The sequence below is a fragment of the Pseudomonas citronellolis genome, from assembly GCF_900112375.1.
GTDB lineage: Bacteria > Pseudomonadota > Gammaproteobacteria > Pseudomonadales > Pseudomonadaceae > Pseudomonas > Pseudomonas citronellolis.
In genome coordinates this window covers 36,964-62,372 of the sequence record NZ_FOLS01000007.1, presented here as the reverse complement: position 1 = coordinate 62,372, position 25,409 = coordinate 36,964, and the positions used below count along the sequence as shown (strand labels likewise).

The window sequence follows — 25,409 nt, the reverse complement described above, 5'->3', positions numbered from 1 at the left end:
CCCGCAGCATTGCCCGGGTGCGCCCGGCGCACCGAAGCGGCACGCCTTGCCGCCACCCATACCCCGCAGACGCCCTGTACGGCCTTCCCCGCAAGGCCGCAGGCCCGCTCATGCCCGCAACCAGCGAGGAAGCAAGATGACCACCCGCGACGACCGCATCGACTGCCCCGATTGGCCCGAGGCCTATGTCCAGCGCTACCGGGATGCCGGCTACTGGCGCGAGGAGACCTTCTCCGGCCTGCTGCGCGAGGCCGCCCGGCGTTTCGCCGAACGCGAAGCGCTGGTGGAAGGGGCGCGGCGCCTGAGCTACCGCGAGCTGGACGCGCGGGTCGACCGCCTGGCCGCCGGCCTGCACGGCCTGGGCCTGCGCGCCGGGGACAACGTGCTGCTGCAATTGCCCAACGGCATCGCCTTCGTCGAGGCCTGCTTCGCCCTGTACCGACTTGGCGCGCGGCCGATCTTCGCCCTGCCGGCGCACCGCGAGCTGGAGCTTTCCAGCTTCTGCCGCTTCGCCGGGGCCCGCGCCTACATCTGCGCCGACCGCGCCGCTGACTTCGACTTCCGCGCGCTGGCCCGGCGGCTGCAGGCGGAGCAGCCGCAGCTGCGCCACGTGCTGGTGGCCGGCGAGGCGCAGGAGTTCGTCGCCCTGGCCGACCTCTACCGCGCCGAGCCCCTGGCGTTGCCCGAGCCGGCGCCGGAGGCGGTGGCCTGCTTCCAGCTGTCCGGCGGCTCCACCGGCGTGCCCAAGCTGATTCCGCGGCGGCACCGGGAATACCTCTACAACCTGCGCGCCAGCGCCGAGCTGTGCGGCCTGGGGCCGGACAGCACCTACCTGGCGGCGCTGCCCATGGCGCACAACTTCCCCATGTGCTGCCCGGGGTTCATGGGCACCCTGTACAGCGGCGGGCGGGTGGTGACCGCCGCGCAGCCGACGCCGGAATGCTGCTTCCCGCTGGTCGAGGCCGAGGGCGTGAGCCATACCGCCCTGGTGCCGCCGCTGGCCCTGGTGTGGATGGAGGCCGCCGAGCTTCGCGGGCGCGGCCTGCCCGGCCTGCTGCTGCAGGTGGGCGGCGCGCGGCTGAGCGAGGCGGCGGCGCGGCGCGTCGGGCCGACCCTGGGCTGCCGCCTGCAGCAGGTGTTCGGCATGGCCGAAGGGCTGATCTGCTACACCCGCCCGGACGACGACGCCGAGCACCTGCTGCGCACCCAGGGCCGGCCGTTGTCGCCGGCGGACGAGGTGCGGGTGGTGGACGAGCAGGGCAACGACCTGCCGCCCGGGCAGGTGGGCCTGCTGCTGACCCGCGGGCCCTACACCATCCGCGGCTACTACCGGAACCCCGGGCAGGACGCCGAGTGCTTCACGGCCGACGGCTTCTACCGCTCCGGCGACCGCGTGGCGCTGACCGCCGACGGCTACCTGGTGGTGGAAGGGCGCGACAAGGACCTGATCAACCGCGGCGGCGAGAAGATCGCCGCGGAGGAGGTGGAGAACCTGCTGCTGGCGCACCCCGCGGTGCTGGACGCGGCGCTGGTGGCGATGCCCGACGGTTTCCTCGGCGAACGCAGCTGCGCCTTCGTGATCCGCCGCTCGGCGGCCGCCGCCGCCGAACTCAAGGCCTACCTGCGCGGCTGCGGGCTGGCGGCGTTCAAGCTGCCGGACCGCTTCGAGTTCCTCGAGGCCTTCCCGCAGACCGGCGTCGGCAAGGTCAGCCGCCGGCACCTGCGCGAGACCCTCCAGCGGCAGTACTTCACCCCGCGGGAGGCGAGCGCGCGTGGCTGAGGCGGGCTTCTCCCTGGCGGCGCTGCTGCGCCCCGTGCGCGGCCGCCTGCTGCTGGCGGTGGCGTTGCAGGCCGTGTCGGCGCTGGCCGGCATCCTGCCCTTCGTGGCCTTGGCCGAACTGGCGCCGGCGCTGCTCGCCGGGCACCTCGATGACGACCGGGCGCCGCTCCTGGCCCTGGCCGGCGCCGCCGCGCTGCTGCTGCGCCTGCTGGGCCTGAGCTGCGCGCTGCACATGACCCACCTGGCCGACAGCGACCTGCAGCTGCACCTGCGCCGCCGCCTGGCCGCCCATCTCGGGCGCCTGCCCCTGGGCTGGTACGCCGGGCGCAATCTGGCGCGGCTGAACCGGGTGCTGGTGGACGACGTCGGCGCCCTGCATCACCTGGTGGCGCACCTGCCCAACAACCTGGCCGCGGCGCTGGTGGCGCCGGCTGCCTGCCTGGCCTACCTGGCGCTGAAGGACTGGCGCATGACCCTGGTGGTGTTGCTGCCGCCGCTGCTGGCGCTGTGGCGCCTCGCCGCGCTGCGCTCGGCCGCCTACCGTGCCGACCGCCAGGCCCTGGGGGCCGCCATCGGCGGCCTGTCCCAGGCGACCCTGGGCTTCGTCCAGGGCATCGCCATGGTCAAGTCCTTCGGCCGTTCCGGGCAGGTGCAGGGCGCCTTCTTCGCCGCCGTGGAAGACTTCGCCCGCTTCTTCTCCGCCTGGGTCGGACGCTGGGCCGGGCTGGGCGCCAGCGTCGAGGTACTGCTCTCGCCGCTGCTGATGATCGCCCTGGTGCTGCTGGCCGGCAGCGGCCTGGTGCTGGCCGGCGAACTGCAACCGGTGCAGCTGCTGCCCTTCGCCTTGCTCGGCCCGGCGCTGGCCGCGCCCGTGGCGGCGCTGGGGCACGGCGGCGACGCCATCGTCCAGGGCCGCGAGGCCGCGCGGCGCATTGGCGAATTGCTGGCCACCGCGCCCTTGCCGCAACCGGCGCGGCCGCGCCAGCCCGAGGGCAGCGAAGTGCGCTTCGATGCGGTGAGCCTGAGGCGCGCCGACGGCAGCCTGGCCCTGGACGGCATCGACCTGGTGCTGGCGCCGGGCACGCTGACCGCCCTGGTGGGCGAGTCCGGCGCCGGCAAGTCGACGCTGGCCAGCCTGCTGCCGCGCTTCGCCGACGTCAGCGGCGGCGCCATCCGCATCGGCGGCGTGGACCTGCGCGAGATAGACGCCGCCACCCTGTACCGGCAGGTCGCCTTCGTTTTCCAGGAAGTCCGCCTGCTGCGCGCCAGCGTGCTGGACAACCTGCGCCTGGCGCGGCCCGAGGCCACCCTCGACGAGGTCAGGGCCGCGGCGCGGGCCGCGCAGATCGACGCGCGCATCGAACAATTGCCCCAGGGCTACGCCACCGTGCTGGACGGCAGCCAGGCGTTGTCCGGCGGCGAGCGGCAGCGCCTGGCCATCGCCCGCGCGCTGCTGGCCGATGCCCCTATCCTGGTGCTGGACGAAGCCACCGCCGCGGCCGACCCGGAATCCGAGGCGGCCATCCAGCAGGCCCTGTCGGTGCTGGCGGCCGGCCGCACGCTGCTGGTGATCGCGCACCGCCTGGCCAGCCTGCGCGACGCCGAGCAGATCGTCGTGCTCGGTGGCGGCCGGGTGCTTGAGCGGGGGCGCCACGAGGCGCTGCTGCAGCAGGGCGGGACCTACGCCCGGCTGTGGGCGGCGGAGCAGGGGGGCGGCGCATGATCGTCGAACTGCTGCGCTGCCTGCAGCCGGCCCAGGCCCGGCGCCTGCGCCTGGCGGTGCTGGCCATGGCCGCCGCGGCTGGCGCCCAGGGGCTGGCCCTGGGCTTGCTGCCGCTGGCCTTCGGCGAGCTGTTCGGCGACGCGCCGGCGTGGCACTGGCCGCCGGCCTTCGCCGGGCTGGCCACGCTCTGCCTGTGGCTGCGCCGGCATGCCCAGTTGCTCGGCTACCGCGCCGGCGCCGAAGCCGCCCGCGGGCTGAACCGGCGCCTCGGGCAGCACCTGGCGCGGCTGCCCCTGGAGTGGTTCGCCGAGCGCCGCGCCGCCGAGCTCAACCGCCTGGTCACCTACAACGTCCTGCAGGTGATGAGCGTCCCGGCGCACCTGTTGCAGCCGCTGCTCAACGCGGTGCTGACGCCGCTCGCGCTGCTCGGCGTGCTGGCCTTGCAGATGCCGCGCCTGGCCCTGGCGGGATTGGCCGCGGCGCTGCCGCTGTGGCTGTTCTACCGCTGGGGCGTGCGCTGGGGCGGCGAGGCCGAGGAGGGTGGCGAGCGGGCGGGCACCGAGGCGGCGGCGCGGGTCCTGGAGTTCGTTCGCCAGCAGGCGTTGCTGCGCGTCAGCGGGCGCACCGAGGCCGGCTTCGCCCTGCTCGAACAGGCCCTGGAGGAACAGCGCCGCGCCCAGCGCCGCGCCCATTGGCGCACCTTCCCGGCCGCGCTGGGCCTGGCCGGCGCGTTGCAGGCGCTGTACACGCTTTTGTTGCTGGGCGGGCTGCACGCGGTGCTCGGCGGGCAGCTGGCGGCCACCGAGTTCCTCGCCCTGGGGCTGCTGGCGACCTGCCTGGTGGAGCCCATGGGCACGCTGGTGAACCTGGGCGCCACCTTGCGCCAGACGCGCCACGGCCTGCGCCAGTTGCGCCAGGTGCTGCAGGTGCCGCCGTTGCCCGAGCCCGCCCGGCCGCGGCTGCCCGCCGACCCGCGTCTGCAGGCCCACGGCCTGGGCCTGGTGCGCCAGGAACGGCGGGTGCTGGACGGCATCGAACTCGACCTGGCGCCCGGCTCGCTCAACCTGCTGGTGGGCGCCTCCGGGGCTGGCAAGTCGAGCCTGCTGCGCCTGCTGGCGCGTTGCGCCGACCCGGATGCGGGCAGGGTGCTGCTGGGCGGCGTCGACCTGCGCGAGGTGGCCGCCGCCGAGCGCGATCGCTACCTGGCGTTGCTGCCGCAGGACTGCGGGGTCCTGCCCGGCAGCCTGCTGGACAACCTGCGCCTGGGCGACCCCGCGGCCAGCGATGCGACCCTGCTGGCGACGGCCCGCGCCTGTGGCCTGGAAAGCCTCGCGGCACGCCTGGCCGAGGGCTGGCATAGCCCCCTGGGCGAGGCCGGGGCCGGCCTGTCCGGCGGCGAGCGGCAGCGCCTGGCCCTGGCCCGCCTGCTGCTCAAGGGCGCCCCCGTGCTGCTGCTGGACGAACCCACCGCGGCCCTGGACCCGGCCAGCGAGGCGCGCATCAACCGCCTGCTGCTCGGCCTCGCCGGCCGCCACACGCTGTTGCTGGCCACCCACCGGCCGAGCCTCGCCGAACACGCCGCGCAGATCCTCGTGCTCGACCAGGGCCGCCTGGTGCAGCGCGGCACCCACCGTCAGCTTCTGGCCCAGCCGGGCCGTTACCGAGAGCTGTTCCACGAACGCGAAGCGGTCAACCGCTGGCGCCTGCGTGGCCCCATCCACCCCGCTTCCGCAAGGATTGCCCACCATGAACGATGACCCAGCACTGGCATGCGCTCATTCACCCCGGGCGCGCCCCGGCGATTGCCTCGCCGGCACCGATCCACACAGCCTGCGCGACTGGCTCGCGCCGGCCCTGGGCTGCGACGCCGCCGACATCGACGCCGAACTGTCGCTGATCGAACAGGGCCTGGACTCCATCAATCTCATGCGCCTGCCCGCACTGCTGGCCCGCCACGGCGTGCGCGTCGGCGTTGCCGAACTGATGGAGCGGCCGACCCTGCAGGCCTGGCTGCGCCTGTTCGCCGAGCGCGCCGGCGAGGTGGCCGGGCCGTCGCCGGTTGTGCCCGAGACGGGCGAGGGGTTCGAACTGACAGCCCTGCAGCAGGCCTACTGGCTGGGCCGCGACGAGCAGCGCAGCCTTGGCGGGGTGGCCTGCCAGCTGTACCAGGAACTGGACGCCGGCGAGCTCGACCCGCCGCGCCTGGAAGCCGCGGTACGCGCGCTGTGCCAGCGGCACGCCATGCTGCGTGCGCAGTTCCTCGCCGACGGGCGCCAGCGCATCCGCGGCGAACCGGCCTGGGCCGGCCTGCGCGTGCATGACCTGCGCCGCCTCGAGCGGGCCGAGCGCGAAGCGCGCCTGGCGCAACTGCGCGAAGCGCTGGCGCACCGCTGCCTGGACGTCGCCAGCGGGCAGGTCTTCGACCTGCAACTGAGCCTGCTGCCCGATGGCCGCAGCCGGCTGCACCTGAACCTGGACCTGCTGGTCGCCGACGTGCTCAGCTTCGCCATCCTGCTGCGCGACCTGGCAGCCTTCTACCGGGGCGAGGGCGAGACGCTGCCGATGCTGGGCATGGACTTCCCGGCCTACCTGGCGGCCCAGCGCGAGCTGCGCCGGCCGCAGCTGGCCAGTGCGCGCGAATACTGGCGTGCGCGCCTGGACACGCTGCCCGGCCCGCCGCAACTGCCCCTGGCCCAGGCCCCCGAGTCACTGGGCCGGCCACGCTTCCGCCGCCTGCAGTTCCTGCTGGAGAAGCCGCATCTGGCGCGCCTGGAAGCCCGTGCCCGGGCGCACGGCCTGACACTGGCCAGCGTGCTGGCCTGCGCCTACGCCCAGGTCCTGGCGCGCTGGAGCGCCAGCCAGCGTTTCCTCCTCAACCTGCCGTTGTTCGACCGCCAGCCGCTGGACAGCGGCGTGGCGCACATGGTCGCGGACTTCTCCAACCTGGTGCTGCTGGAGGTGGACCTTTCCCGCGCGGGCAGCTTCGCCGGGCAGGCCGCCGCCTTGCAGGCGCAACTGCACCGGGACCTGGGCCACGCGGCCTGGTCGGGCATGGAGGTGCTGCGCGAGCTGGCCCAGCGCCAGGACGGCGAAGGCCTGGGCGCCCCCGTGGTGTTCGCCTGCAACCTCGGCGAGCCGCTGGTGGACGCGCGTTGCCGCGAAACCCTTGGCCGTCCCGGCTGGGCGCTGTCGCAGACGCCCCAGGTCTGGCTCGACCACCAGACCTACCCATTGGAAGAGGGCCTGTTGCTGAACTGGGATGCGGTCGAGGGGCTGTTTCCCGACGGCCTGCTGGAAGCCATGTTCGCCGCCTATGAGCGCCTGCTCGAAGGTTTGGCCGAGCAGGACTGGGGCCAACCCGTGTCGCTGGAACTGCCGGCGGCGCAAGCGCAGGTGCGCTACCAGGTCAACGACACCCGCGCGGACCTGGAGCCCGGCGTGCTGCACCAGGGCTTCTTCGCCCAGGCGCGGAACAACCCCCATAACCTGGCCCTGGTGGCCCACGACGAGCAGGAACGCCAGTACAGCTACGCCGAACTGGCCGAGGCCGCCCTGCGCCTGGCCGCGGCGCTGCGCGAATGGGGCGTGGCGGCCGGCGACGGCGTGGCCATCACGCTGCCCAAGGGGGCGGGCCAGGTGATCGCCGTGCTGGGCGCGCTTGCCGCCGGCGCGTGCTACGTCCCGGTGGGGATCGAACAGCCGCCGGCGCGGCGCGCGGCCATCCTGCGCCATGCCGGGGTGCGCCTGGTGCTGACCGACTCCGAGCGGGCCGGGGAGGACGCCTGGCCAGCCGGCACGGTGGTGCGCGAGCTGGCCGCCAGCCAGGCCTACGAGCCCCTGGCCAAGCCCTTGCCGGTGGAACCCTCGGCTGTCGCCTATGTGATCTTCACCTCCGGCAGCAGCGGCGAGCCCAAGGGCGTCGAAGTGGCCCACGGCGCCGCGCAGAACACCCTGGATGCGCTGCGCCGGCGCTACCGGTTGGCGGCCAGCGACCGCCTGCTCGGGGTTTCGGCGCTGGATTTCGACCTCTCGGTATTCGACCTTTTCGCCGTGCTCGGCGTCGGCGGCACCCTGGTCCTGCCGGCCGAGGCCCTGCGCAAGGAACCGACGCACTGGCTGCAGCTGCTGCGCCGGCACGGCGTCACCCTGTGGAACTCGGTGCCGGCATTGCTCGACATGCTGCTGCTGCGCAACCGCGGCGGCCTCGGCCTGGGCGGCCTGCGCCTGGCCCTGGTCTCCGGCGACTGGATCGGCCTGGACCTGCCGCCGCGTCTGCGCCAGGTCGCCCCCGGCTGCCGCTTCGTGGCCCTGGGCGGGGCCACCGAGGCGGCGATCTGGTCGAATGCCCAGGAAGTCGCGGAGGTGCCGCCGCAGTGGCGTTCGATCCCCTACGGGCGGCCGCTGGAAAACCAGCGCTACCGGGTGGTCGACGGCCTCGGCCGGGACTGCCCGGACTGGGTCCCCGGCGAGCTGTGGATCGGCGGCGCCGGCGTCGCCCTGGGCTATCGCGGGCAAGCGGCGCTGACCCGCCAGCGCTTCGTCGAACAGGGCGGCGAACGTTGGTACCGCACCGGCGACCTGGGCCGCTACTGGCCCGACGGCACCCTGGAATTCCTCGGCCGCCTGGACCAGCAGGTGAAGCTGCGCGGCCACCGGGTGGAACTCGCCGAAGTCGAGGCGGTGCTCGAACGCCACCCGGCGCTGGCGCGCGCCGTTGCGTTGGTGCTGCCCGGCGCCCGGGCCAGCCTGGTCGCCGCGGTGGTGCCGGCCGGCGGCCGCGAGACGCCCGCGGAAGAACAGCTGCGTGGCTGGGCCGCTGACTGGCTGCCGCCCCACATGCTGCCCGAACGCATGCTCGCCTTGCCCCGGCTGCCCCTGAGCGGCAACGGCAAGGTGGACCGCAAGGCCCTGGCCTGGCTGCTGCAGGAGCAGCTCCAGGGCAGCGCCCTGGCGCCGGACGAGGAGCCGCAGGGCGAACTGGAAAGCGCGGTCGCCCGGCACTGGCAGGCGCTGCTGGAGGTGCCGCGGGTGGGCCGCCACCAGGGCTTCTTCGCCCTGGGCGGCAACAGCCTGCTGGCCACCCGCCTGATCGAGCGCCTGGCCAGTGGCTTCGGCGTGGAACTGACACTCAAGGACTTTTTCGGCGCCGCCAGCGTCGCCGCCCAGGCCGCCCTGGTGGCGGCCCGGCAGGCGCAGCGGCGGGCGGGCGCCAACCCACTGGAGGAAGGGGCACTATGAATATCCACGCATTGCGCAACGAGCTCGACATGCTGGGCGTCGAGCTATGGGAAGAGCACGGCCTGCTGCGTTACCGGGCCCCGGCCGGGGCCCTGGACGAGGCGCTGCTGCAGCGCCTGCGCCAGGCCCGCGACGAATTGCTGCGCGCCCTGGCGGCGGAACGCGAGCAGGCCTTGCAGGGCGATCCGGCGGAGCAGGGCGAGCCCTTCCCGCTGACCGACGTGCAGGCCGCCTACCTGCTCGGCCGCAGCACGGCCTTCGCCCACGGCGGCGTCGCCTGCCACGGCTACCTGGAGTTCGCCTTCCCCGGCCTCGAGGTCGCGCGCCTGGAACGGGCCTGGAACCAACTGATCGAACGCCATCCCATGCTCCGCGCCGTGGTCAGCGCCGAGGGCCACCAGCGCATCCTGGCCGAGGTGCCTTGCTACCGGCTGGCGGAGCACAGGCTGGATGCCGAAGGGCGCCGCCTGGCCGAACTGCGCGAACGCATGGAGCTGCGCCGCGCCGGCCCGGACTGCTGGCCGCTGGTGGAGCTGTGCGTCAGCCACGGCGCTGCCGGCGACTTCCTGCACCTGTCGGTGGACCTGCTGGTGTGCGACTACCAGAGCGTGCGCATGCTGCTCGGCGAACTGCACCAGCTGTACCACGGCGGCACCCTGGCGGAGCCGGCGCGGATCAGCTTCCGCGACTACGTCCTGGCCGAGCGCCGCCTGCGCGAAGGGCCGCGCTACGGCCGCGACCGCGACTACTGGCTGGCCCGCATCGACGGCCTGCCCGGCGCGCCCGAGTTGCCCCTGGCCGACGCGCAGCCGGGGGCGCGCTTCCGCCGCCTGGCTTTGCAGGTGGACGAGCGCGACTACCGCGCCCTCGGCCTCAACGCCGCCGGCGCCGGCATCGGCGTCTCCGCCGCGGTGCTCGCCGCCTATGCGGAAACCCTGGGGCGCTGGAGCCGGCGCGGCGACTTCTGCCTGAGCCTGACGTTGCTCAATCGCCTGGCGCTGCATCCCCAGGTGGAGCGCCTGGTGGGCGACTTCAGCTCGGTGGAGGTGCTGCAGGTGGACACCCGCCAGGCCGGCAGCTTCGCCGAGCGCGCCGCGCAACTGCAGGCGCGCCTGTGGGAGGACATGGACCACCGCTTGTTCTCCGGCATCGAGGTGCTGCGCGAGCTGGCGCGCCGCCGGGGGCGCGACGCCGCGCTGCTGCCCTACGCCTTCACCAGCACGCTGGGCGCCGGCGGCGAGGCCGGTCGCGGCCCGTTCATGCCCGGCGCCGAGCTGGTCCATGGCATCAGCCAGACGCCCCAGGTGCTGATCGACTGCCAGGTCTCCGAGCGCGACGGCGGCCTGTGGCTGAACTGGGACTACCGCGAAGGCGCCTTTGCCGAGCCCGTGCTGCGCGCCATGTTCGATGCCTTCTGCGCGCTGCTGCTGCGCCTGGCGCGCGAACCCTCGGCCTGGGCGCTGGACGACTGCCTGGAGCTGCCCGCCACCCAGCGCCTGGCGCGCGAACTGGCCAACCAGACCGATGCGCCGCTGCCCGAGGGCCTGCTGCACGAGCCGGTGTTCGCCCGGGCGCGCCTGGCGCCCCGGCACCCGGCCCTGGTGCAGGGCGGGCGGAGCCTGGACTTCGCCGAACTGGCCGCGCGCGCCGAGGCCGTCGCCGCCGCCTTGCTCGACGCCGGCTGCCAGCGCGGCGAGCGCGTCGCGGTGTGCATGGACAAGGGCATCGAGCAGATCATCGCCGTGCTCGGCATCCTGCGGGCCGGCGCCGCCTACCTGCCGCTGGACACCAGCCAGCCCGAGGCGCGCCGCGAGCTGATCCTGGAGAATGCCGGGGTGTGGCGGGTGGCCACCCATTCGGCGCTGGAGGGCCGCCTGGCCTGGCCGGCGCGGATCGTCCAGGCGCTCGCCGTGGACCGCCTGCAGCCTTATGCCGGCGCGCCGCTGCCGGCCTCGCCCGCGCAGCCGGGGGAGCTGGCGTACGTCATCTACACCTCCGGCTCCACTGGCGTCCCCAAGGGCGTGATGATCAGCCACCAGGCGGCATTGAACACCCTGGCGGACATCAACGAGCGCTTCCAGGTCGACGCCGACGACCGCATCCTGGGCCTGGCCAGCCTGGGCTTCGACCTGTCGGTCTACGACATCTTCGGCGCGCTGGCCGCCGGCGCCACCCTGGTGCTGCCCGACGCGCAACGGCGCGGCGATCCCTCCCACTGGGCGGCCTGCGCCCGCGAGCAGGGCGTGACCCTGTGGAACTCGGTGCCGGCGCAACTGCAGATGCTCCTGCACTACCTGCGCTCGGAGCCCGGTGCGGCGCCGCAGCGCCTGCGCCTGGCACTGCTCTCCGGCGACTGGATTCCGCTCAACCTGGCGGCGGAGAGCGCCGCGTCGCTGCCGCGCCTGCGCCTGGTGGGCCTGGGCGGCGCCACCGAGGCGGCGATCTGGTCGATCATCCAGCCACTGGACGAGGTGCCGCCGCACTGGCGCAGCGTTCCCTACGGCCGGCCGCTGGCCAACCAGCGCTTCCATGTGCTCGACGAGCGCCTGCGCGACCGCCCGGACGGCGTGGCCGGCGAACTCTACATCGCCGGCGAGGGCCTGGCCCTGGGCTACCTGGGCGATGCGCAGAAGACCGCGGAGCGTTTCATCCGCCACCCCGTCAGCGGCGAGCGCCTGTACCGCACCGGCGACCTGGGGCGCTACCTGGCGGATGGCAGCATCGAGTTCCTCGGCCGCGAGGACTTCCAGGTGAAGGTGCGCGGCCACCGCATAGAACTGGCCGAGGTCGAGAGCGCCTTGCTCGACTACCCGGGCGTGCAGTCCGCGGTGGTGGTGGCCCAGGGCGAGGAGGCCCTGGAGCGGCGCCTGGTGGCCTTCCTCTGCGCCGCGCCCGCAACGACACCGGCGGCCTGGCCCGGGGACCTGGCCGGGCAGGCGCGGGCGGCCGGGCAGGGCGTCGGCGCCGGGCTGGACCCAGGGCATATCCGCGAGATGTCGGAGCAGGTCGAGCGCGCCGCGCTGCTGGCCATGGCCGCCGCGTTGAAGCGGCCGGGGCTGTTCGACGACGACGGCCGTGGGCACTCCCTGGACGACATCTGCCAAGCCTGCGAGGTCGCCCCGCGCAACCGCCGGCTGATCCGCCGCTGGCTGCGCGCCCTGGCGGAGGAGGGCCTGCTGGCCTTCGACGAGGCCCGTGGCGGCTACTGCCGCCTGCAGGTCCGCGAGGACGCGTTGCGCCAGGCCTGGGCCCGCATCGACGAGCTGGAGCCGAAGGTGGGCTGGGGGGCCGAGGTGCTGCGCTACCTGCGCGAGAGCCAGGAGCGCCTGCCCGAGCTGATGAGCGACCGGCTGGACCCGCTGCACCTGCTGTTCCCCGAAGGGCGCACCGAGGTGGCCGACGGCGCCTACCGGCGCAACCTCATCAGCCAGTACCTGAACCGCGCGGTGTGCGCCGCGCTGCGCCGCATCGCCGCCGACTTCGACGCCGAACGGCCGCTGCGCCTGCTGGAGATAGGCGCCGGCGTCGGCGGCACCAGCTGCGACCTGATCCCGGCGCTGGCGGGGCTGCCGGTGGACTACCAGTTCACCGACCTCTCGCAGTATTTCCTCAACGAGGCCCGCGAACGCTTCGCCGATTATCCCTGGGTGCGCTACGGCCTGTTCGACCTCAACCAGGAGCCCTGGTGCCAGGGCATCGCCGACAACTCGCTGGACGTGATCCTCTGCGCCAACGTGCTGCACAACGCCCGCGATGCCGGCCGGGTGCTGGCGCGCCTGCGGCGCATGCTGGCGCCGGGCGGCTGGCTGGTGTTCATCGAGGCCACCCGCGACACCTACCAGATCATGGCGTCGATGGAGTTCAAGGAAGGCCTCACCGAGTTCGAGGACCTGCGCCGCGAGCTGGACACCACCTTTCTGCGCCGCGAGCAATGGCAGGCCCTGCTGGCCGAGGCCGGGGCCGAAGCGCCGCTCTGCCTGCCGGAGGCCGGGGAGGCCATGTCCTGCATCGGCCAGCACCTGTTCATCGCCCGCTTCAAGGCCGACCGCCAGCGCCTGGAGCCGGCGGCGCTGCGCGAGCACCTGGCCCTGCGCCTGCCACAGTACATGCTGCCGGCGGAGCTGCTGGTGCTCGACGAACTGCCGCTGACCGCCAACGGCAAGGTCGACCGCCAGGCCCTGGCCTCGCTGCGCACCCGCGGCGCCGAGCAGTCCGCCGCCAGCGGTGAACCGCCGCGGGACGAGCTGGAGCGCGCCATCGCCGAGGTCTGGCAGGAAACCCTGCGGGTGCCGGCGGTAGGCCGCGAGCAGGGCTTCTTCGAGCTGGGCGGCGATTCGCTGCTGGTGGCCCAGGTGGTCGGCCGCCTGCGCGAACGGCTGCCGGCATTGCGCAGCGTGCAGTGGGACCAGTTGCTGCGCCAGTTGATCAACCAGCCGACGGTGGCCGCGCTGGCCGATTTCGTCCGCGCCCGCGACGAGCTGCGGCCGGGTTCGCCGCTGGTCTCGATCCGCGAACAGGCGGCAGGCCACAAGCGCATCTTCGTCCACGACGGCAGCGGCACCCTGGCGCCCTACCGCGCGCTGTTCGGCGCCCTGGAAGGCGGCGCCGACGGGCTGGTGCTGGCCGACGTGGCCGGCTACCTGGCGCTGGAGCCCGAGCAGGCCATCCGCCGACTGGCCGAAAGCTATGCCGACACCCTGCAAGCCGCCGGGCTGCGTAGCCTGAGCATCGTCGGCTACTGCCTGGGCGGCCTGCTGGCCAGCGAGCTGGCGAGCTGCCTGAAGGCGCGGGGCGTGGCGGTCGAGGCGCTGACGGTGATCAGCAGCTACCGCGTGCCGTTCCTGATCGAGGACGACCTGCTGGCTGAATACGTGTTCGCCCGGGTGATGCAGGCCGACCCACGCGCCTTGGGCTACCCGCTGGACGAAGCCGGCCTGGAGCAGGCCATCGCCGAGGCCCTGCGGCGCACCCCGGGGCGGGTGACGCGGGGCGTATGGCAGGAACTGGAGGAGCGCCCGCAGACCCGCGACGCCCTGGCGGCCATGCGCCGGCTGGCGGCGCGCTCGCCCGGGCAGCGCCTGCAGGCCATCGCCCTGGCCATGCGCCATGCCGGCTCGCAATTCAGCGACCTGGACTGGCTCGGCGAGCAGCTGCGCGTGTTGCGCCACAGCCTGGCGGCGGTGGCGTTGCACCAGGCCACGCCCTACGACGGCGACATGCTGTTCGTCCGCCAGACCGGCGAGGTCCAGGTGTTGCCGGGCATGCATCGCGACATGAGCGCCTACTGGCGCGAGCTGTGCCTGGGCCGCCTGCAGGTGGTCGACGTGCCCGGCGACCACTTCAGCTGCATGCAGGCGCCCCACGTCCAGGCGGTGGCGCGGGCCTGCGGCCAACGGCAGGAGACACCGGCATGAATGACGCACCCATAGGCCTGCTGGGCGCCAGCGGCAGCGTTGGTCGCGAGGTCGTCCGGCTGTTGCGGCCGGGCCACCGGCTGCGCATCGGCGGGCGCGACCCGCAGGCATTGCAGCGCCTGGCCGGGGAACCAGGGGCCGTGCAGGCGCAGCCCCTGGACCTGAACGACGAAGGCGCGCTGCGCGGTTTCGTCGCCGGCTGCCGCCTGGTGGTCAACTGCGCCGGCCCCAGCTACCGGGTGCTCGACCGCGTGGCGCGGGCGGCCCTGGCGGCAGGCGCCGACTACCTGGACGTCGGCGGCGACGACCTGCTCTGGCAGCGCCTCGAAGGCCAGGTGCCCGCGGGCCGTCGCGCGCTGCTCTCGGCCGGCATGTTGCCGGGGCTGTCCGGGCTGCTGCCGCGCTACCTGGCCGCCGGCCTGCAACGCATCGACGAGATGCGCTGCTACGCCGGCGGCCTGGGGGTGCTTTCCGCCAGCGCCGCCGAGGACTTCCTGCTCAGCCTCGACCCGGCCTACGGTTTCGGGCGGGCCCGCCAGGCCTGGTGCGACGGGCGCGCAGTGGCCTGGAGCGGTGCGCCCGTCGAGGCGTTGCGGCGCCCATGGAGCGGCAACCGCGACTTGCTGGCCACGGCCTACCTGGGCGCGGAGGGGCAGCGGCTGTTCGCCTCGCTGGGCGTGGCCCGCGGCAGTGCCTTCAATCTGTTCGAGGACGGCCAGTTGCTGGCCTGCCTGCGGCGCATCCAGGGGCGCGGAGCGGCGGAAAGCGACAGGGCCGGGAGGGTTGCCGAACTGGTCGCCGCCAGCCGCCTGGACGCCGCCGGGCGCACGCCCTACCAGTTGCTGGCCGTGGAGCTGAGCTGCTGCAGCGGCGGGCGCGAGGTGCAGCGCAGCGCCTGGTTGCGCGCTGGCGACGGCTCGCGCCTGACGGCGGCCATGGCGGCCTTCGCCGTGGAGTGCCTGGAGCGATTGCCTCCCGGGCTGCATTTCGCCGCCGAGGTATTGCCGCCAAGTAGCTGCCTGGAGCGCTTGCAGGCCTGGCTGCCCGAGCTGCGCCTGGGCCTGGGCGAGGCCGCCGCGGAGCGCGGCCAGGCAGTGGAGGGCGCATTGTGAGAGGGATGCCGGAAAGTCCCTGGCTGCGCCGCTTTTCCGGATTGCCGAGCCCCGGCTTCCGCCTGCTGTGCCTGCCCCATGCCGGCGGCAGCGCGAGCTTCTTCCGCGACTGGCGCAAGCACCTGGAGCCGGACGTGGAACTGCTGGCCGTCCAGTACCCGGGGCGGGAAGAGCGCCACGGCGAGGCGCCGGCGGCCAGCCTGGAGGCCATGGCCGCCTGCATCGCCGAAGCCTGCGCCGGCCTCGACGAGCGCCCGCTGGCGCTGTTCGGCCACAGCATGGGGGCGGCCGTGGCCTACGAGGTCGCCCTGGCCCTGCAGGGGCGCGGGCGGGCGCCCCTGCACCTGTTCGTCTCCGCGCACCCGCCGCCCCATCGCCAGCGTGGCGGCAGCCTGCACCGGCAGGCGGACGCGGCGCTGCTGGCGGACGTGCGCCGGCAGTCCGACGGCCTGCCCTGGGCACTGGACGAGCCGGCCGTGCGCGAGCTGTTCCTGCCGGCATTGCGGGCGGACTACCGGCTGATCGAGCGCTACCGGCGCGAGCGCGTCGAGCCGCTGGATTGCCCTGTCTCGCTGCTGCTGGGGGAGGACGACGACGAAGTGAACGATGACGAGGCCCTGGCCTGGGCCGCCGCCAGCCGCTGTGGGCTGGATGTGCGGCATTTCGCCGGCGGCCATTTCTACCTGCGCGCCCAGCGCCGCGCCGTGCTCGACCACCTCGGCGGCTGGCTCGCCAGTTACCGCGAGCCGGCCTGGCAACTGTGGCCCTGAGACCCTCGCAAGGAGCGAACGCAATGAAAACCCCGGAACAATGCGGCAGCCTCGACGATGTGCGCCTGGGCATCGACAACCTCGACCGCGAGATCATCGCCGCCCTCGGGCGGCGCCTGGCCTACGTCAAGGCGGCGGCCCGCTTCAAGCCGGACGAGGCGAGCATCGCCGCGCCGCAGCGGGTCGCCGCGATGCTGCCCGAGCGCCGCGCCTGGGCCAGCGCCGCCGGGCTGGACCCGGCGTTCATCGGCCCGCTGTATGCGCAGATCATCCAGTGGAACATCGACCAGCAGGTGCGCCACTGGCGCCATCGGCACGGGCAGCAGGAGGGCGGGCAGGCATGAGCACGGAGCCCTTCGACGAACTGCGGGCGAGCTTCAGCGCGGCCGCGAGCCAGGCCCGCGAACAGGGCCGCCCGGTGCTGGCGGTGAGCAGCACGGCCTGCGCGGAACTCGACCCCGTCCGGCTGTTCGCCGCCAACCGCCAGGTGTTCGGCCAGAGCCTGCTGTGGCGGGTCGGGGAGGGCGCCGAGGCGATGGCCGGCTTCGGTTGCACCCAGGAGATCAGCCCGCCGCCGGCCGGGCGCTTCGCCGCCAGCGCCGAGGCCTGGCGCGAGCTGCTGGCGCGCGCGAGCTGGCGCGGCGCCTGCCCGCCGCGCCTGTGCGGCGGCTTCGCCTTCGACGCCCGGGCGCCGGCTGCGCCGCACTGGCGCGCCTTCGCCAGCACCTCGCTGGTGCTGCCGCGCATCCTCTACCTGCGCCGGGCCGGACGCTCTTTCCTGGCGTTCAGCCGCTGGCTGGAGCCGGGCGCCGACGTCGACGCCGCCGTCCGTGAGCTGCGCGCCGACTGGAGCACCTTGCTGGCGCGCTACCTCCACCGCCCGCGCTGCCCGGCAGCGTTGGAGGAGGCTGAGTCGAGCGAGGCGCTGGACGCCGGGGACTGGCAGGCGCGGGTGGCGGCGGCGGTGGCGCGCATCGTCCAGGGCGAGCTGCGCAAGGTGGTGCTGGCCCGCGAAGTGCGTCTGCACGCGGCGGGCGGCTTCCCCTGCGGGCAGGTCCTGGAGCGCCTGGCCCAGGCCGGCCCTTCGGCCTGCCTGTTCGCCTTCGACCGTGGCGGCAGCTGTTTCCTCGGGGCGACCCCGGAGCGCCTGCTGCGAGTCGCCGCGGGCGAGCTGGACACCGTGGCCCTGGCCGGCACCCTGGCGCGTGGCGCCACGCCCCAGGAGGACACCCGCCTGGGCGCCGCGTTGCTCAACAGCGCCAAGGACCGCCACGAACATGCGCTGGTGGTCGAATGCCTGCGCGAGGCGCTGTCGCCCTATTGCGAGCGCCTGCACATCGAGGCGCAGCCGCGCCTGCACCGCCTGGCGCGGGTGCAGCACCTGCTGACGCCGGTGCGTGGGCGGCTGCGCCCAGGCGTGGACGTCCTCGACCTGGTCGCCGCCCTGCACCCCACGCCGGCGGTGGGCGGCCTGCCGCGGGAGGCGGCGCTGGAACACATCCGCCGCCACGAGGGCATGGAGCGCGGCTGGTACGCCGCGCCGGTGGGCTGGCTGGATGCCGCGGGTGACGCCGAATTCTGCGTGGCGCTGCGCTCGGCCCTGGTGCGCGGCGACACGGCGCACCTGTTCGCCGGCTGCGGAATAGTCGCGGCCTCCGAGCCGCAGGCCGAGTACCGGGAAACCTGCCTGAAGTTGCGCACTATGCAGGATGCCCTGGCGCCGCTGGCGCAGGTGCCTCAGCGCCGGCTGTCCTGATCGCGGCCGCGCCGGTACGCCCCCGGCTGCTGCCCGGTGCTCTTGTGGAAGGCGCGGGTGAAGGCCGCCACCGACTGGTAGCCGACCGCCGCGGCCACCTCGGCCACGCTCTGGTCGGCCTTGAGCAGGCGGCAGGCCTGGCCCATGCGCAAGGCCAGCAGCACCTGGCCGGGGGACTGCCCGCAGGTTTCGTTGAAGCGCTTGAAGAAGGCCGAGCGCGACAGCCCGGCGCAGGCCGCCATGTCCTCCAGCGTCCAGGGCAGCTGCGGCTGCTCGATCATGCGTTCCAGCAGACCGGCGAACTGCGGCTGCCGGGCCAGGGCCACCAGACCGCCGAGGCCGGGGTTGTCCAGCACCTGCTGGCGCAGCACGTAGAGGAACAGCAGGTGGCTCAGGCGTTCCAGCAACTGCTGCGAGGGCGCCGGCTGGCGCGCGCATTCCTCCAGGATCAGTTCGAACAGGCTGCGCGCGGCGCGTTGCGAGGGTTCCTCGGCGCGCAGCACCAGATAGGCGGGCAGCGCCTCGATGATCAGCGCCGAGAGCCCGGAGTGGAAGTGGAAGAAGCCGCAGACCAGACCGACGCCGTCCTCGGCCTGCAGCTCCAGGGCGCTCATGGCCTGGCGCGGCTGGCAGGCGGCGGCCTCGGCGCTGGCAGCGTCGGACAGCCGGTAGGGCTGGTCGCGCAGCAGGAACACGGCGTCGCCGCCCTCCAGGCGCACCGGCGCCTCGCCCTCTAGGTGCAGCCAGCAATGGCCCTGCACCACCAGGTGGAAGCTGGCCCGGGCCAGGCCCTGGGTGGAGGCGTGCCAGCCGCCGCAGTAGCGGCCCACGTGGAACAGGCTGGCGTCCAGCTCCAGGCTGTCTAATAACCAATCGACAAGGGGGCTCGACGAAATCATCTAATGAAAAGACTCAGGAGCAAGTGATAGCGACTTTAGAATATTGAACGGTTTTCTTATTACCAACAGACTTTTTCGACACCTACCGCACACGGAGTCGAACCCATGTCCCGCCTGCCCATCCAGACCCTCGACAGCGCCCCGGAAGCGGCAAAGCCGTTCCTGCAGAACGCGCTGAAGAACTCCGGCTTCATTCCCAACCTGCTCGGCGTGCTGGCCAACGCCCCGGCCGCGCTGGAGACCTACGTCACCGTCTCCGGCCTCAACGGCAAGGCCGAGCTGGGCCTGGCCGAGCGCGAGGTGGTCCAGCTGATCGCCGCCACCACCCACGGCTGCGACTTCTGCGTGGCCGGGCACACCGCGGTGGCGGCCAACAAGGCCAAGCTCCCTGAGGAAGTGATAGCCGCCCTGCGCGAACAACGCGAACTGCCGGAGCCGCGCCTGGAAGCCCTGGCCGCCTTCGCCCGCGAGGCCATCGCCAGCCGCGGCGCGGTCAGCGACGCGGGGCTCGCGGCCTTCCGCGCCGCCGGCTTCAGCGACGGCAATGCCCTGGAAGTGCTGCTGGGCATCAGCCTGGCGACCCTCTGCAACTTCGCCAACGTGCTGGCGCAAACGCCGCTCAACCCCGAGCTGGGCAAGTACCGCTGGGAAAAGGCCTGAGTTGCGCATGACCGGGTGGCTGCCCCGCGGCTGCCCGCCAAAAGGAGAGCGACCATGCTCGATCCGACCCTGAGCCACTGGCTCGACGCCCAGGCCGAGGCTCTCGACCTCGGCCATGCCGACCCGCAGTCGGTGCTGCCGCAACTGGCCAGCGCCGGGCTGTTCGGCATCGGCGTGCCCGAGGCGCGCGGCGGCGCCGGCGGCAGCCTGCTCGATGCGGTGGAGGCCATCGCCGCGGTGGCCGGCCATTCGCTGACCGCCGCCTTCGTCTTCTGGGGCCAGCGCGCCTTCATCGAATACCTGCTGCAGAGCCCCAACCAGGCGCTGGGCGAGCGCCTGCTCGGCGAGCTGCTGGACGGCCGCCTGGCCGGCGCCACCGGGCTGTCCAACGCCATGAAGTTCCTCTCCGGCATCGAGAGCCTGCAGGTGCGGGCCACCCCGGCCGGCGACGGCTGGACCCTGGACGGCCGCCTGCCCTGGGTGACCAACCTGCGCAAGGGCCACTTCGTGGTGGCCGCGGCCATCGAGCGCGAGGGCGCGGCGCCGCTGGTGGCGGCCATTCCTTCGGCCAGCGCCGGCCTGGAACGCTCCGACGACCTGCAACTGCTCGGCCTGCAGTCGAGCAACACCGCCGCCCTGGACTTCGACGGCGTGGCGCTGCCCCGCGAGTGGTTGCTGCACGACGACGCCCGGCGCTACCTGCCGCAGGTGCGCCCGGCCTTCCTCGGCCTGCAGTGCGCCATGACCATCGGCCTCGCGCGCCGGGCCCTGGAAGCGGTGCGCGAGCACCTGGGCGGCAGCCGCTCGGTGCTGCGCGAGGAAGAGGAACGCCTGCGCGGCGAACTGGACGGCCTGGTCGCGCGCCTGCGCGCGGGGCTTTCCAGCGGCGAGTTCAGCGCCGAACCGGCGCGGCTGTTCCGCATCCGCATCGGCCTGGCCGAAGGCGCCGCCGCGGCGGTGCAGCTGGAGCTGCAGGCCAGCGGCGGCAAGGCCTACCTCAGCCGGCACGGCGCGGCCTTCGCCCGGCGCTGGCGCGAGTCGGCCTTCGTGCCCATCGTCACGCCCAGCCTGGTGCAACTGCGCGCCGAGCTGCAGCGCCAGGAGGCGCGGGCATGAGCGAGGTGCTGCTGCAGGCCGCCGGCGTCGCCCTGGGCTACCCCGAGGGCAAGGGCTGGCGCAGCGTGCTGGAAGGCTTCGAACTGAGCCTGGCGCCGGGGGAGGTGGTGTCCATCCTCGGCCCCAGCGGCGTCGGCAAGTCCAGCCTGCTGCGCGTGCTGGCCGGGTTGCAGAAGCCGGCGGCGGGCAGCGTGCGCCTGCTCGGCGAGGCCATCGACGGCCCGCACCCGCGCGTCGCCGTGGCCTTCCAGGACCCGAGCCTGCTGCCCTGGCTGAGCCTGGAGAAGAACGTCGCCTTCGGCCTGGACTTCGCCCGCCAGCCGAAGCTGGACAAGGCCACGCTGCACCAGCGCGTCGACCAGGCGATCGCCGCGGTCGGCCTGCAACAGGCGCGCGGCTACCTGCCGGCGCAGCTTTCCGGCGGCATGGCCCAGCGCGCCGCGCTGGCCCGCTGCCTGGCGCGCCAGCCGCAGGTGCTGCTGCTGGACGAACCCTTCGGCGCGCTGGACGAAGTGACCCGCGCCGACATGCAGCAACTGCTGCTGCAGGTGATCCACGAACGGCGCACCGCCGCCGTGCTCATCACCCACGACATCGACGAGGCCCTGCTGCTCTCCGAACGCATCCTGCTACTGGGCGACACCCCGGCGCGGACGTTGGGCGAATGGCGCATCGACCTGCCGCAACCCCGTGCGGAACTGGTCGAGGAACTGGGCGCGCTGCGGGTCGAGATCCTCAAAACCCTACGGCGGGCGAGCCGATCCCACGCGAATTCCCACCCTGCGCCGGAGGCTGCCCATGTGCCTGGACGATCCCACTCATTCTCGACGTGACATTCTCAAACTCGGCGCGCTGCTCTCCGCGGCCGGCGCGCTGCCGCTGCTGACCAGCCTGCGCGCCCGCGCCGCCGCCGAACCGGACGCCCCGGTGCGCATCGGCTACCTGCCGATCACCGACGCCACGCCGCTGCTGGTGGCCCACGCCAACGGCCTGTTCGAGGCCGAGGGCATCAAGGCCGAGCGCCCGGTGCTGCTGCGCAGTTGGGCGCAGGTGATCGAGGCCTTCATTTCCGGCCAGGTCAACGTCATCCACCTGCTGTCGCCAATGACCGTCTGGGCCCGCTACGGCAGCAAGGTGCCGGCCAAGGTGGTGGCCTGGAACCACGTCGGCGGCTCCGGCCTGACCGTGGCGCCGGACGTGACCGAGGTGAAGCAGCTGGGCGGGCGCACCCTGGCCATCCCGTTCTGGTACTCGATCCACAACGTGGTGCTGCAGCAGTTGCTGCGCGACAACGGCCTGGCGGCGGTGAGCAAGCCGGCCGACGCGGCACTGGCTGCCAACGAGGTCAACCTGGTGGTGCTGCCGCCCTCGGACATGCCGCCGGCCCTGGCCAGCGGGCGCATCGCCGGCTACATAGTCGCCGAGCCGTTCAACGCCCTGGCGGAGAACCTCAAGGTCGGGCGCATCCAGCGCTTCACCGGCGACGTCTGGCGCAACCACGCCTGCTGCGTGGTGTTCATGCACGAGCACGACCTGAACGGCCGCCCGGAGTGGTCGCAGAAGGTGGTCAACGCCATCGTCAAGGCCCAGCTGTGGACCCGCGACAACCGCGCCGAGGCGGCGAAGCTGCTGTCCAAGGACGGCGCCAACCGCTACACCCCGCACGCGCCGGAAGTGCTCGGCAGGGTGCTGGCACCGGCGCCCGGCGAGCGCGAGAAGTACCTGGCCGACGGCGCCATCCGCCATGCCGACTGGCACGAGGAGCGCATCGACTTCCAGCCGTACCCGTTCCCCAGCTACACCGAGGAACTGGTCAGGCGCCTGAAGGACACCCTGATCCAGGGCGACAAGGGCTTCCTCGCCGCGCTGGACCCGGCGCACACCGCGCAGGACCTGGTGGACGACCGCTTCGTGCGCAACGCCCTGGCCCAGGTCGGCGGCCTCGGCGCCTTCGGCCTGCCCGAGGGCTTCGCGCGCAGCGAGGAGATCACCACGTGACGGCGCCGGCACTCTCCGGCCGTCGCCACTGGCTGCTGGGCCTGGCTGGGCTGCTGGCGCTGCTCGGCCTGTGGTGGAGCGGCGTGCGCCTGTTCGGCGGCGACGGCCTGGGGCAGCTGTTCTCGCCCCAGGCCACCCTGGCCAGCCTGGGCGAGCTGCTGGGCCGCGCGGAGCTGTACCAGCACGTGCTGGTGAGCCTCAGGCGCGTGCTGCTCGGCCTGCTCCTGGCGCTGGCGGTGGGCGTGCCCCTGGGCCTGCTGGTGGGCGCCTCGCGCAATTTGGAGGCGGCCACCACGCCGGCCTTCCAGTTCCTGCGGATGATCTCGCCGCTGTCGTGGATGCCCATCGCGGTGATGCTGATGGGCGTGGGCGACCAGCCGATCTACTTCCTGCTGGCCTTCGCCGCAGTCTGGCCGATCCTGCTCAACACCGCCGCCGGCGTGCGCCAGCTCGACCCGCGCTGGCTGCAGCTCTCCCGCAGCCTCAGCGCCACGCCCTGGGAGACGCTGCGCAAGGTGATCCTGCCCGGCGTGCTCGGCCACGTGCTGACCGGCGTGCGCCTGGCCATCGGTATCCTCTGGATCGTCCTGGTGCCCTGCGAGATGCTCGGCGTCAGCGCCGGGCTGGGCTACTACATCCTCGACACCCGCGACCGCCTGGCCTACTCGGAACTGATGGCCATGGTCCTGCTGATCGGCGCCCTGGGCTTCGCCCTCGACGCCCTGGCGCGCAGCCTGTACCGCCGGCGGGCGGGCTAGGCCATGCATTTTCCCGGCACTGCGTCTATATACAGGCAATGAGCCGGCGCCATCGTGCCGGGCAGCCGAGGAGGGTGGGCCATGCGCATTCTGGTGGTCGGGGCGGGTTCCACGGGTGGGTTCTTCGGCGCGAGCCTGGCCCGGGCCGGGCGCGACGTGACCTTCCTGGTGCGCGCCGGGCGGGCGCACCAGTTGCAGCAGGAAGGCCTGCAGGTGCTCAGCCCCCACGGCGATTTCGTGCTGACGCCGCAACTGGTCGGCGCCGAGCACCTGGACGGGCCCTACGACCTCATCCTGCTGACGGTGAAGGCCTACGCCCTGGAGGCGGCGCTGCGCGACATCGCCCCGGCGGTGGGGCCGGGCACGATGATCCTGCCGGTGCTCAACGGCATGCACCAGGTCGACGCCATCGTCGATCACTTCGGCCGCGGGCCGCTGCTGGGCGGCGTGTGCAAGATCGCCAGCACCCTGGACGAGCGCGGCCGCATCGTCCAGTACGGCACCCTCAACGAACTCTCCTACGGCGAAATGGACGGCGCCCGCAGCGAGCGCATCCTGCGCCTGGACGCACTGCTGCAGGACGCCGGCTTCGACGCCCGCCTGAGCCCCGATATCCACCGCGAGATGTGGGAGAAGTGGGTGCTGCTGGCCGCCCTGGGCGGCATCACCTGCCTGATGCGCGGCAACGTCGGCTCGGTGGTCGCCGCGCCCCAGGGCGAGGCCTTCGTCAACCGCCTGCTGGACGAGGTGGTGGCGGTGGTCCGCGCGGTGGGCCTGGAACCGCGCGAAGCCTTCCTCGCCGAAGCGCGCCGGCAACTGACCCTGCACGGCTCGCCGCAGACCTCGTCGATGTACCGCGACCTGGTCGGCGGCCGCCCGGTGGAGGCCGAGCAGATCATCGGCGACCTGCTGGGCCGCGGCCAGGCAGCTGGCCTGGACCTGCCCCTGCTGCAGGCGGCCTTCGTGCACCTGGCGGTGTACGAGCAGGGGATGGGGTGATTGGCGTAGTCAGGGTGGCGATTTCCTGCACTTGGATTGGCCGGGAAGCTAAGTGCGTCCTCCCCGGACTTCAGGCCGCATCCCGGGCTATAAGCGTTCTTCCAGGGTGTTGGCTGCGCTCAGAGTAGGTTCGTTGGCCAGCAACTTGGCGCGCCAGGCGGGTATCTCGCTGTCCTCGACATCCAGGCGCTTGAGCCACTGATCGGCGGACCAGCCGACCAGGCGTAGTTCGCCGTCGTGCGAACCGCCGTGCAGCGAACCGACGGTATCGTAGCGGATACCCTTGAGCATATGGTTGAGCAGCACGTAGGCGGCCGGCTTCGGGTCGTCACCGTCGCCCCCTGACGGATAGGCACCGGCCTGGATCACTACGCCGCCATCGTAGTCGTAGAAAGCGAAATGACTGGGTGGTAATTGCGAACGCAAAGCCTCCAGGCCGCCGGCCAGGTCCAGGCGTTGCTGATCGAGCAAGGTCAGCCAACTGACGGTTTTGATCTTGGTATGTTTGAATTTCGGGCGGTTAGCCAGCAAACCGGCTGTACCGGCATCAAGCCCTGGCATGCGCGCAGCCATAAAGGCTTCGGTGGGTTCGTTGCGGTCCCGGCTGGTCGGTGACAGATTGTAGGCATGTCCGGCATAGCCTTGCTCCGGAGCTAGTCGGCGTGCGAAGTCGAGGAACAGGCGCAGGAAATTCAGCGGATTCTGCTCTTGGTACAGCAGCGGCACGGAGAACTCCAGGACGCTTAGATCGTCTCCCATCTTCGCCTTCCAGCCTCGCATGCCAAAAACATCGAAGAGCCAGGCGCTGGCATCTCGAGATTGCTTGCCGCTGGTGTAGCAGAAGCTGAGATGGTCGTCTTCATCCATTACCCCCATCATCTCGCGCAGCGACTTGGTGTCAGCGTAAGCGGTCAGTGGTTTTCCCTGCGGGGGTTCCTCGCGCCAGAGCCAGGTCAGGTGGGGCTCAGCCAGTCGCTTGAACTCGTCGAAGCACTGGCACAGCGCTTCGCGTACCAGAGGGGTATGGGCCTCCTTGAAATAGAGAGTGCCGCGCAGGCAGAGCACGGCGCCGATATAGTCCTCGGGGCCGCCTTTCATCAGCAGATTGCCGGGAATTTCCAACAGGTGAGAGTTCTTGGCCAACTCCTCGGCCAGATTGAATTCCGGTTCCATGAGATTTTCTCCG

Annotated in this window: 17 protein-coding genes; 15 read left to right on the top strand and 2 right to left on the bottom strand. The window is 72.9% G+C overall.

Going from position 1 to position 25,409, the window contains the following annotated elements:
* Positions 1-136: 136 nt before the first annotated feature.
* Genes BM060_RS08595 through BM060_RS08555 form a run of 9 tightly spaced genes read left to right on the top strand, consistent with a single transcriptional unit; the run spans position 137 to position 17,793 of the window.
* Positions 137-1,780, top strand: coding sequence for a (2,3-dihydroxybenzoyl)adenylate synthase (locus BM060_RS08595; RefSeq protein WP_074979213.1), 1,644 nt, complete (start codon positions 137-139; stop codon positions 1,778-1,780).
* Positions 1,773-3,503: an ABC transporter ATP-binding protein gene (locus BM060_RS08590; protein WP_074979211.1), complete on the top strand. Its 1,731-nt coding sequence runs from the start codon at positions 1,773-1,775 to the stop codon at positions 3,501-3,503. The genes BM060_RS08595 and BM060_RS08590 overlap by 8 nt, the downstream gene beginning before the upstream one ends.
* A complete protein-coding gene (locus tag BM060_RS08585; protein ID WP_074979209.1) occupies positions 3,500-5,260 on the top strand; it encodes an ATP-binding cassette domain-containing protein in 1,761 nt (586 codons plus the stop codon). Before BM060_RS08590 ends, BM060_RS08585 begins: the two co-directional genes overlap by 4 nt.
* Positions 5,250-8,741, top strand: coding sequence for a non-ribosomal peptide synthetase (locus tag BM060_RS08580; protein ID WP_074979207.1), 3,492 nt, complete (start codon positions 5,250-5,252; stop codon positions 8,739-8,741). The genes BM060_RS08585 and BM060_RS08580 overlap by 11 nt, the downstream gene beginning before the upstream one ends.
* A complete protein-coding gene (locus tag BM060_RS08575) occupies positions 8,738-14,155 on the top strand; it encodes a non-ribosomal peptide synthetase (protein WP_074979205.1) in 5,418 nt (1,805 codons plus the stop codon). The genes BM060_RS08580 and BM060_RS08575 overlap by 4 nt, the downstream gene beginning before the upstream one ends.
* Complete coding sequence (locus BM060_RS08570) at positions 14,152-15,267, top strand: saccharopine dehydrogenase NADP-binding domain-containing protein (protein ID WP_074979203.1); 1,116 nt, start codon at positions 14,152-14,154, stop codon at positions 15,265-15,267. The genes BM060_RS08575 and BM060_RS08570 overlap by 4 nt, the downstream gene beginning before the upstream one ends.
* Before the next feature lie 5 nt (positions 15,268-15,272).
* Positions 15,273-16,037, top strand: coding sequence for a thioesterase II family protein (locus BM060_RS08565; protein ID WP_074979201.1), 765 nt, complete (start codon positions 15,273-15,275; stop codon positions 16,035-16,037).
* A 23-nt stretch (positions 16,038-16,060) separates the two neighbouring features.
* Positions 16,061-16,381, top strand: a complete 321-nt coding sequence (locus BM060_RS08560) for an isochorismate lyase (protein ID WP_074979199.1) — start codon at positions 16,061-16,063, stop codon at positions 16,379-16,381.
* Positions 16,378-17,793: an isochorismate synthase gene (locus BM060_RS08555; RefSeq protein WP_074979196.1), complete on the top strand. Its 1,416-nt coding sequence runs from the start codon at positions 16,378-16,380 to the stop codon at positions 17,791-17,793. The genes BM060_RS08560 and BM060_RS08555 overlap by 4 nt, the downstream gene beginning before the upstream one ends.
* On the opposite strand, the gene BM060_RS08550 is transcribed toward BM060_RS08555, so the two are convergent.
* Positions 17,775-18,692 (bottom strand): AraC family transcriptional regulator, encoded by a 918-nt coding sequence (locus BM060_RS08550; RefSeq protein WP_074979194.1) that lies wholly within the window; start codon positions 18,690-18,692, stop codon positions 17,775-17,777. The genes BM060_RS08555 and BM060_RS08550 overlap by 19 nt on opposite strands.
* Before the next feature lie 105 nt (positions 18,693-18,797).
* Here BM060_RS08550 and BM060_RS08545 point away from each other — a divergent pair, with 105 nt between their 5' ends.
* The 6 genes from BM060_RS08545 to BM060_RS08520 all read left to right on the top strand — a co-directional run bounded on the left by BM060_RS08545 (position 18,798) and on the right by BM060_RS08520 (position 24,223).
* Positions 18,798-19,352, top strand: a complete 555-nt coding sequence (locus tag BM060_RS08545) for a carboxymuconolactone decarboxylase family protein (RefSeq protein ID WP_074979191.1) — start codon at positions 18,798-18,800, stop codon at positions 19,350-19,352.
* 54 nt (positions 19,353-19,406) lie between these two features.
* Entirely contained in the window at positions 19,407-20,468 is a 1,062-nt protein-coding gene (locus tag BM060_RS08540) for an acyl-CoA dehydrogenase family protein (RefSeq protein WP_074979189.1), read from the top strand.
* Complete coding sequence (locus BM060_RS08535) at positions 20,465-21,301, top strand: ABC transporter ATP-binding protein (RefSeq protein WP_061561722.1); 837 nt, start codon at positions 20,465-20,467, stop codon at positions 21,299-21,301. The genes BM060_RS08540 and BM060_RS08535 overlap by 4 nt, the downstream gene beginning before the upstream one ends.
* Complete coding sequence (locus BM060_RS08530; protein ID WP_074979187.1) at positions 21,267-22,466, top strand: ABC transporter substrate-binding protein; 1,200 nt, start codon at positions 21,267-21,269, stop codon at positions 22,464-22,466. The genes BM060_RS08535 and BM060_RS08530 overlap by 35 nt, the downstream gene beginning before the upstream one ends.
* A complete protein-coding gene (locus BM060_RS08525; RefSeq protein WP_069865087.1) occupies positions 22,463-23,224 on the top strand; it encodes an ABC transporter permease in 762 nt (253 codons plus the stop codon). The genes BM060_RS08530 and BM060_RS08525 overlap by 4 nt, the downstream gene beginning before the upstream one ends.
* A gap of 81 nt (positions 23,225-23,305) precedes the next feature.
* The gene (locus BM060_RS08520; RefSeq protein WP_074979185.1) at positions 23,306-24,223 is read left to right on the top strand and encodes a ketopantoate reductase family protein; all 918 of its coding nucleotides are present in this window, start codon (positions 23,306-23,308) and stop codon (positions 24,221-24,223) included.
* 87 nt (positions 24,224-24,310) lie between these two features.
* On the opposite strand, the gene BM060_RS08515 is transcribed toward BM060_RS08520, so the two are convergent.
* Positions 24,311-25,396, bottom strand: a complete 1,086-nt coding sequence (locus BM060_RS08515) for a DUF3396 domain-containing protein (protein WP_074979183.1) — start codon at positions 25,394-25,396, stop codon at positions 24,311-24,313.
* Positions 25,397-25,409 lie beyond the last annotated feature (13 nt).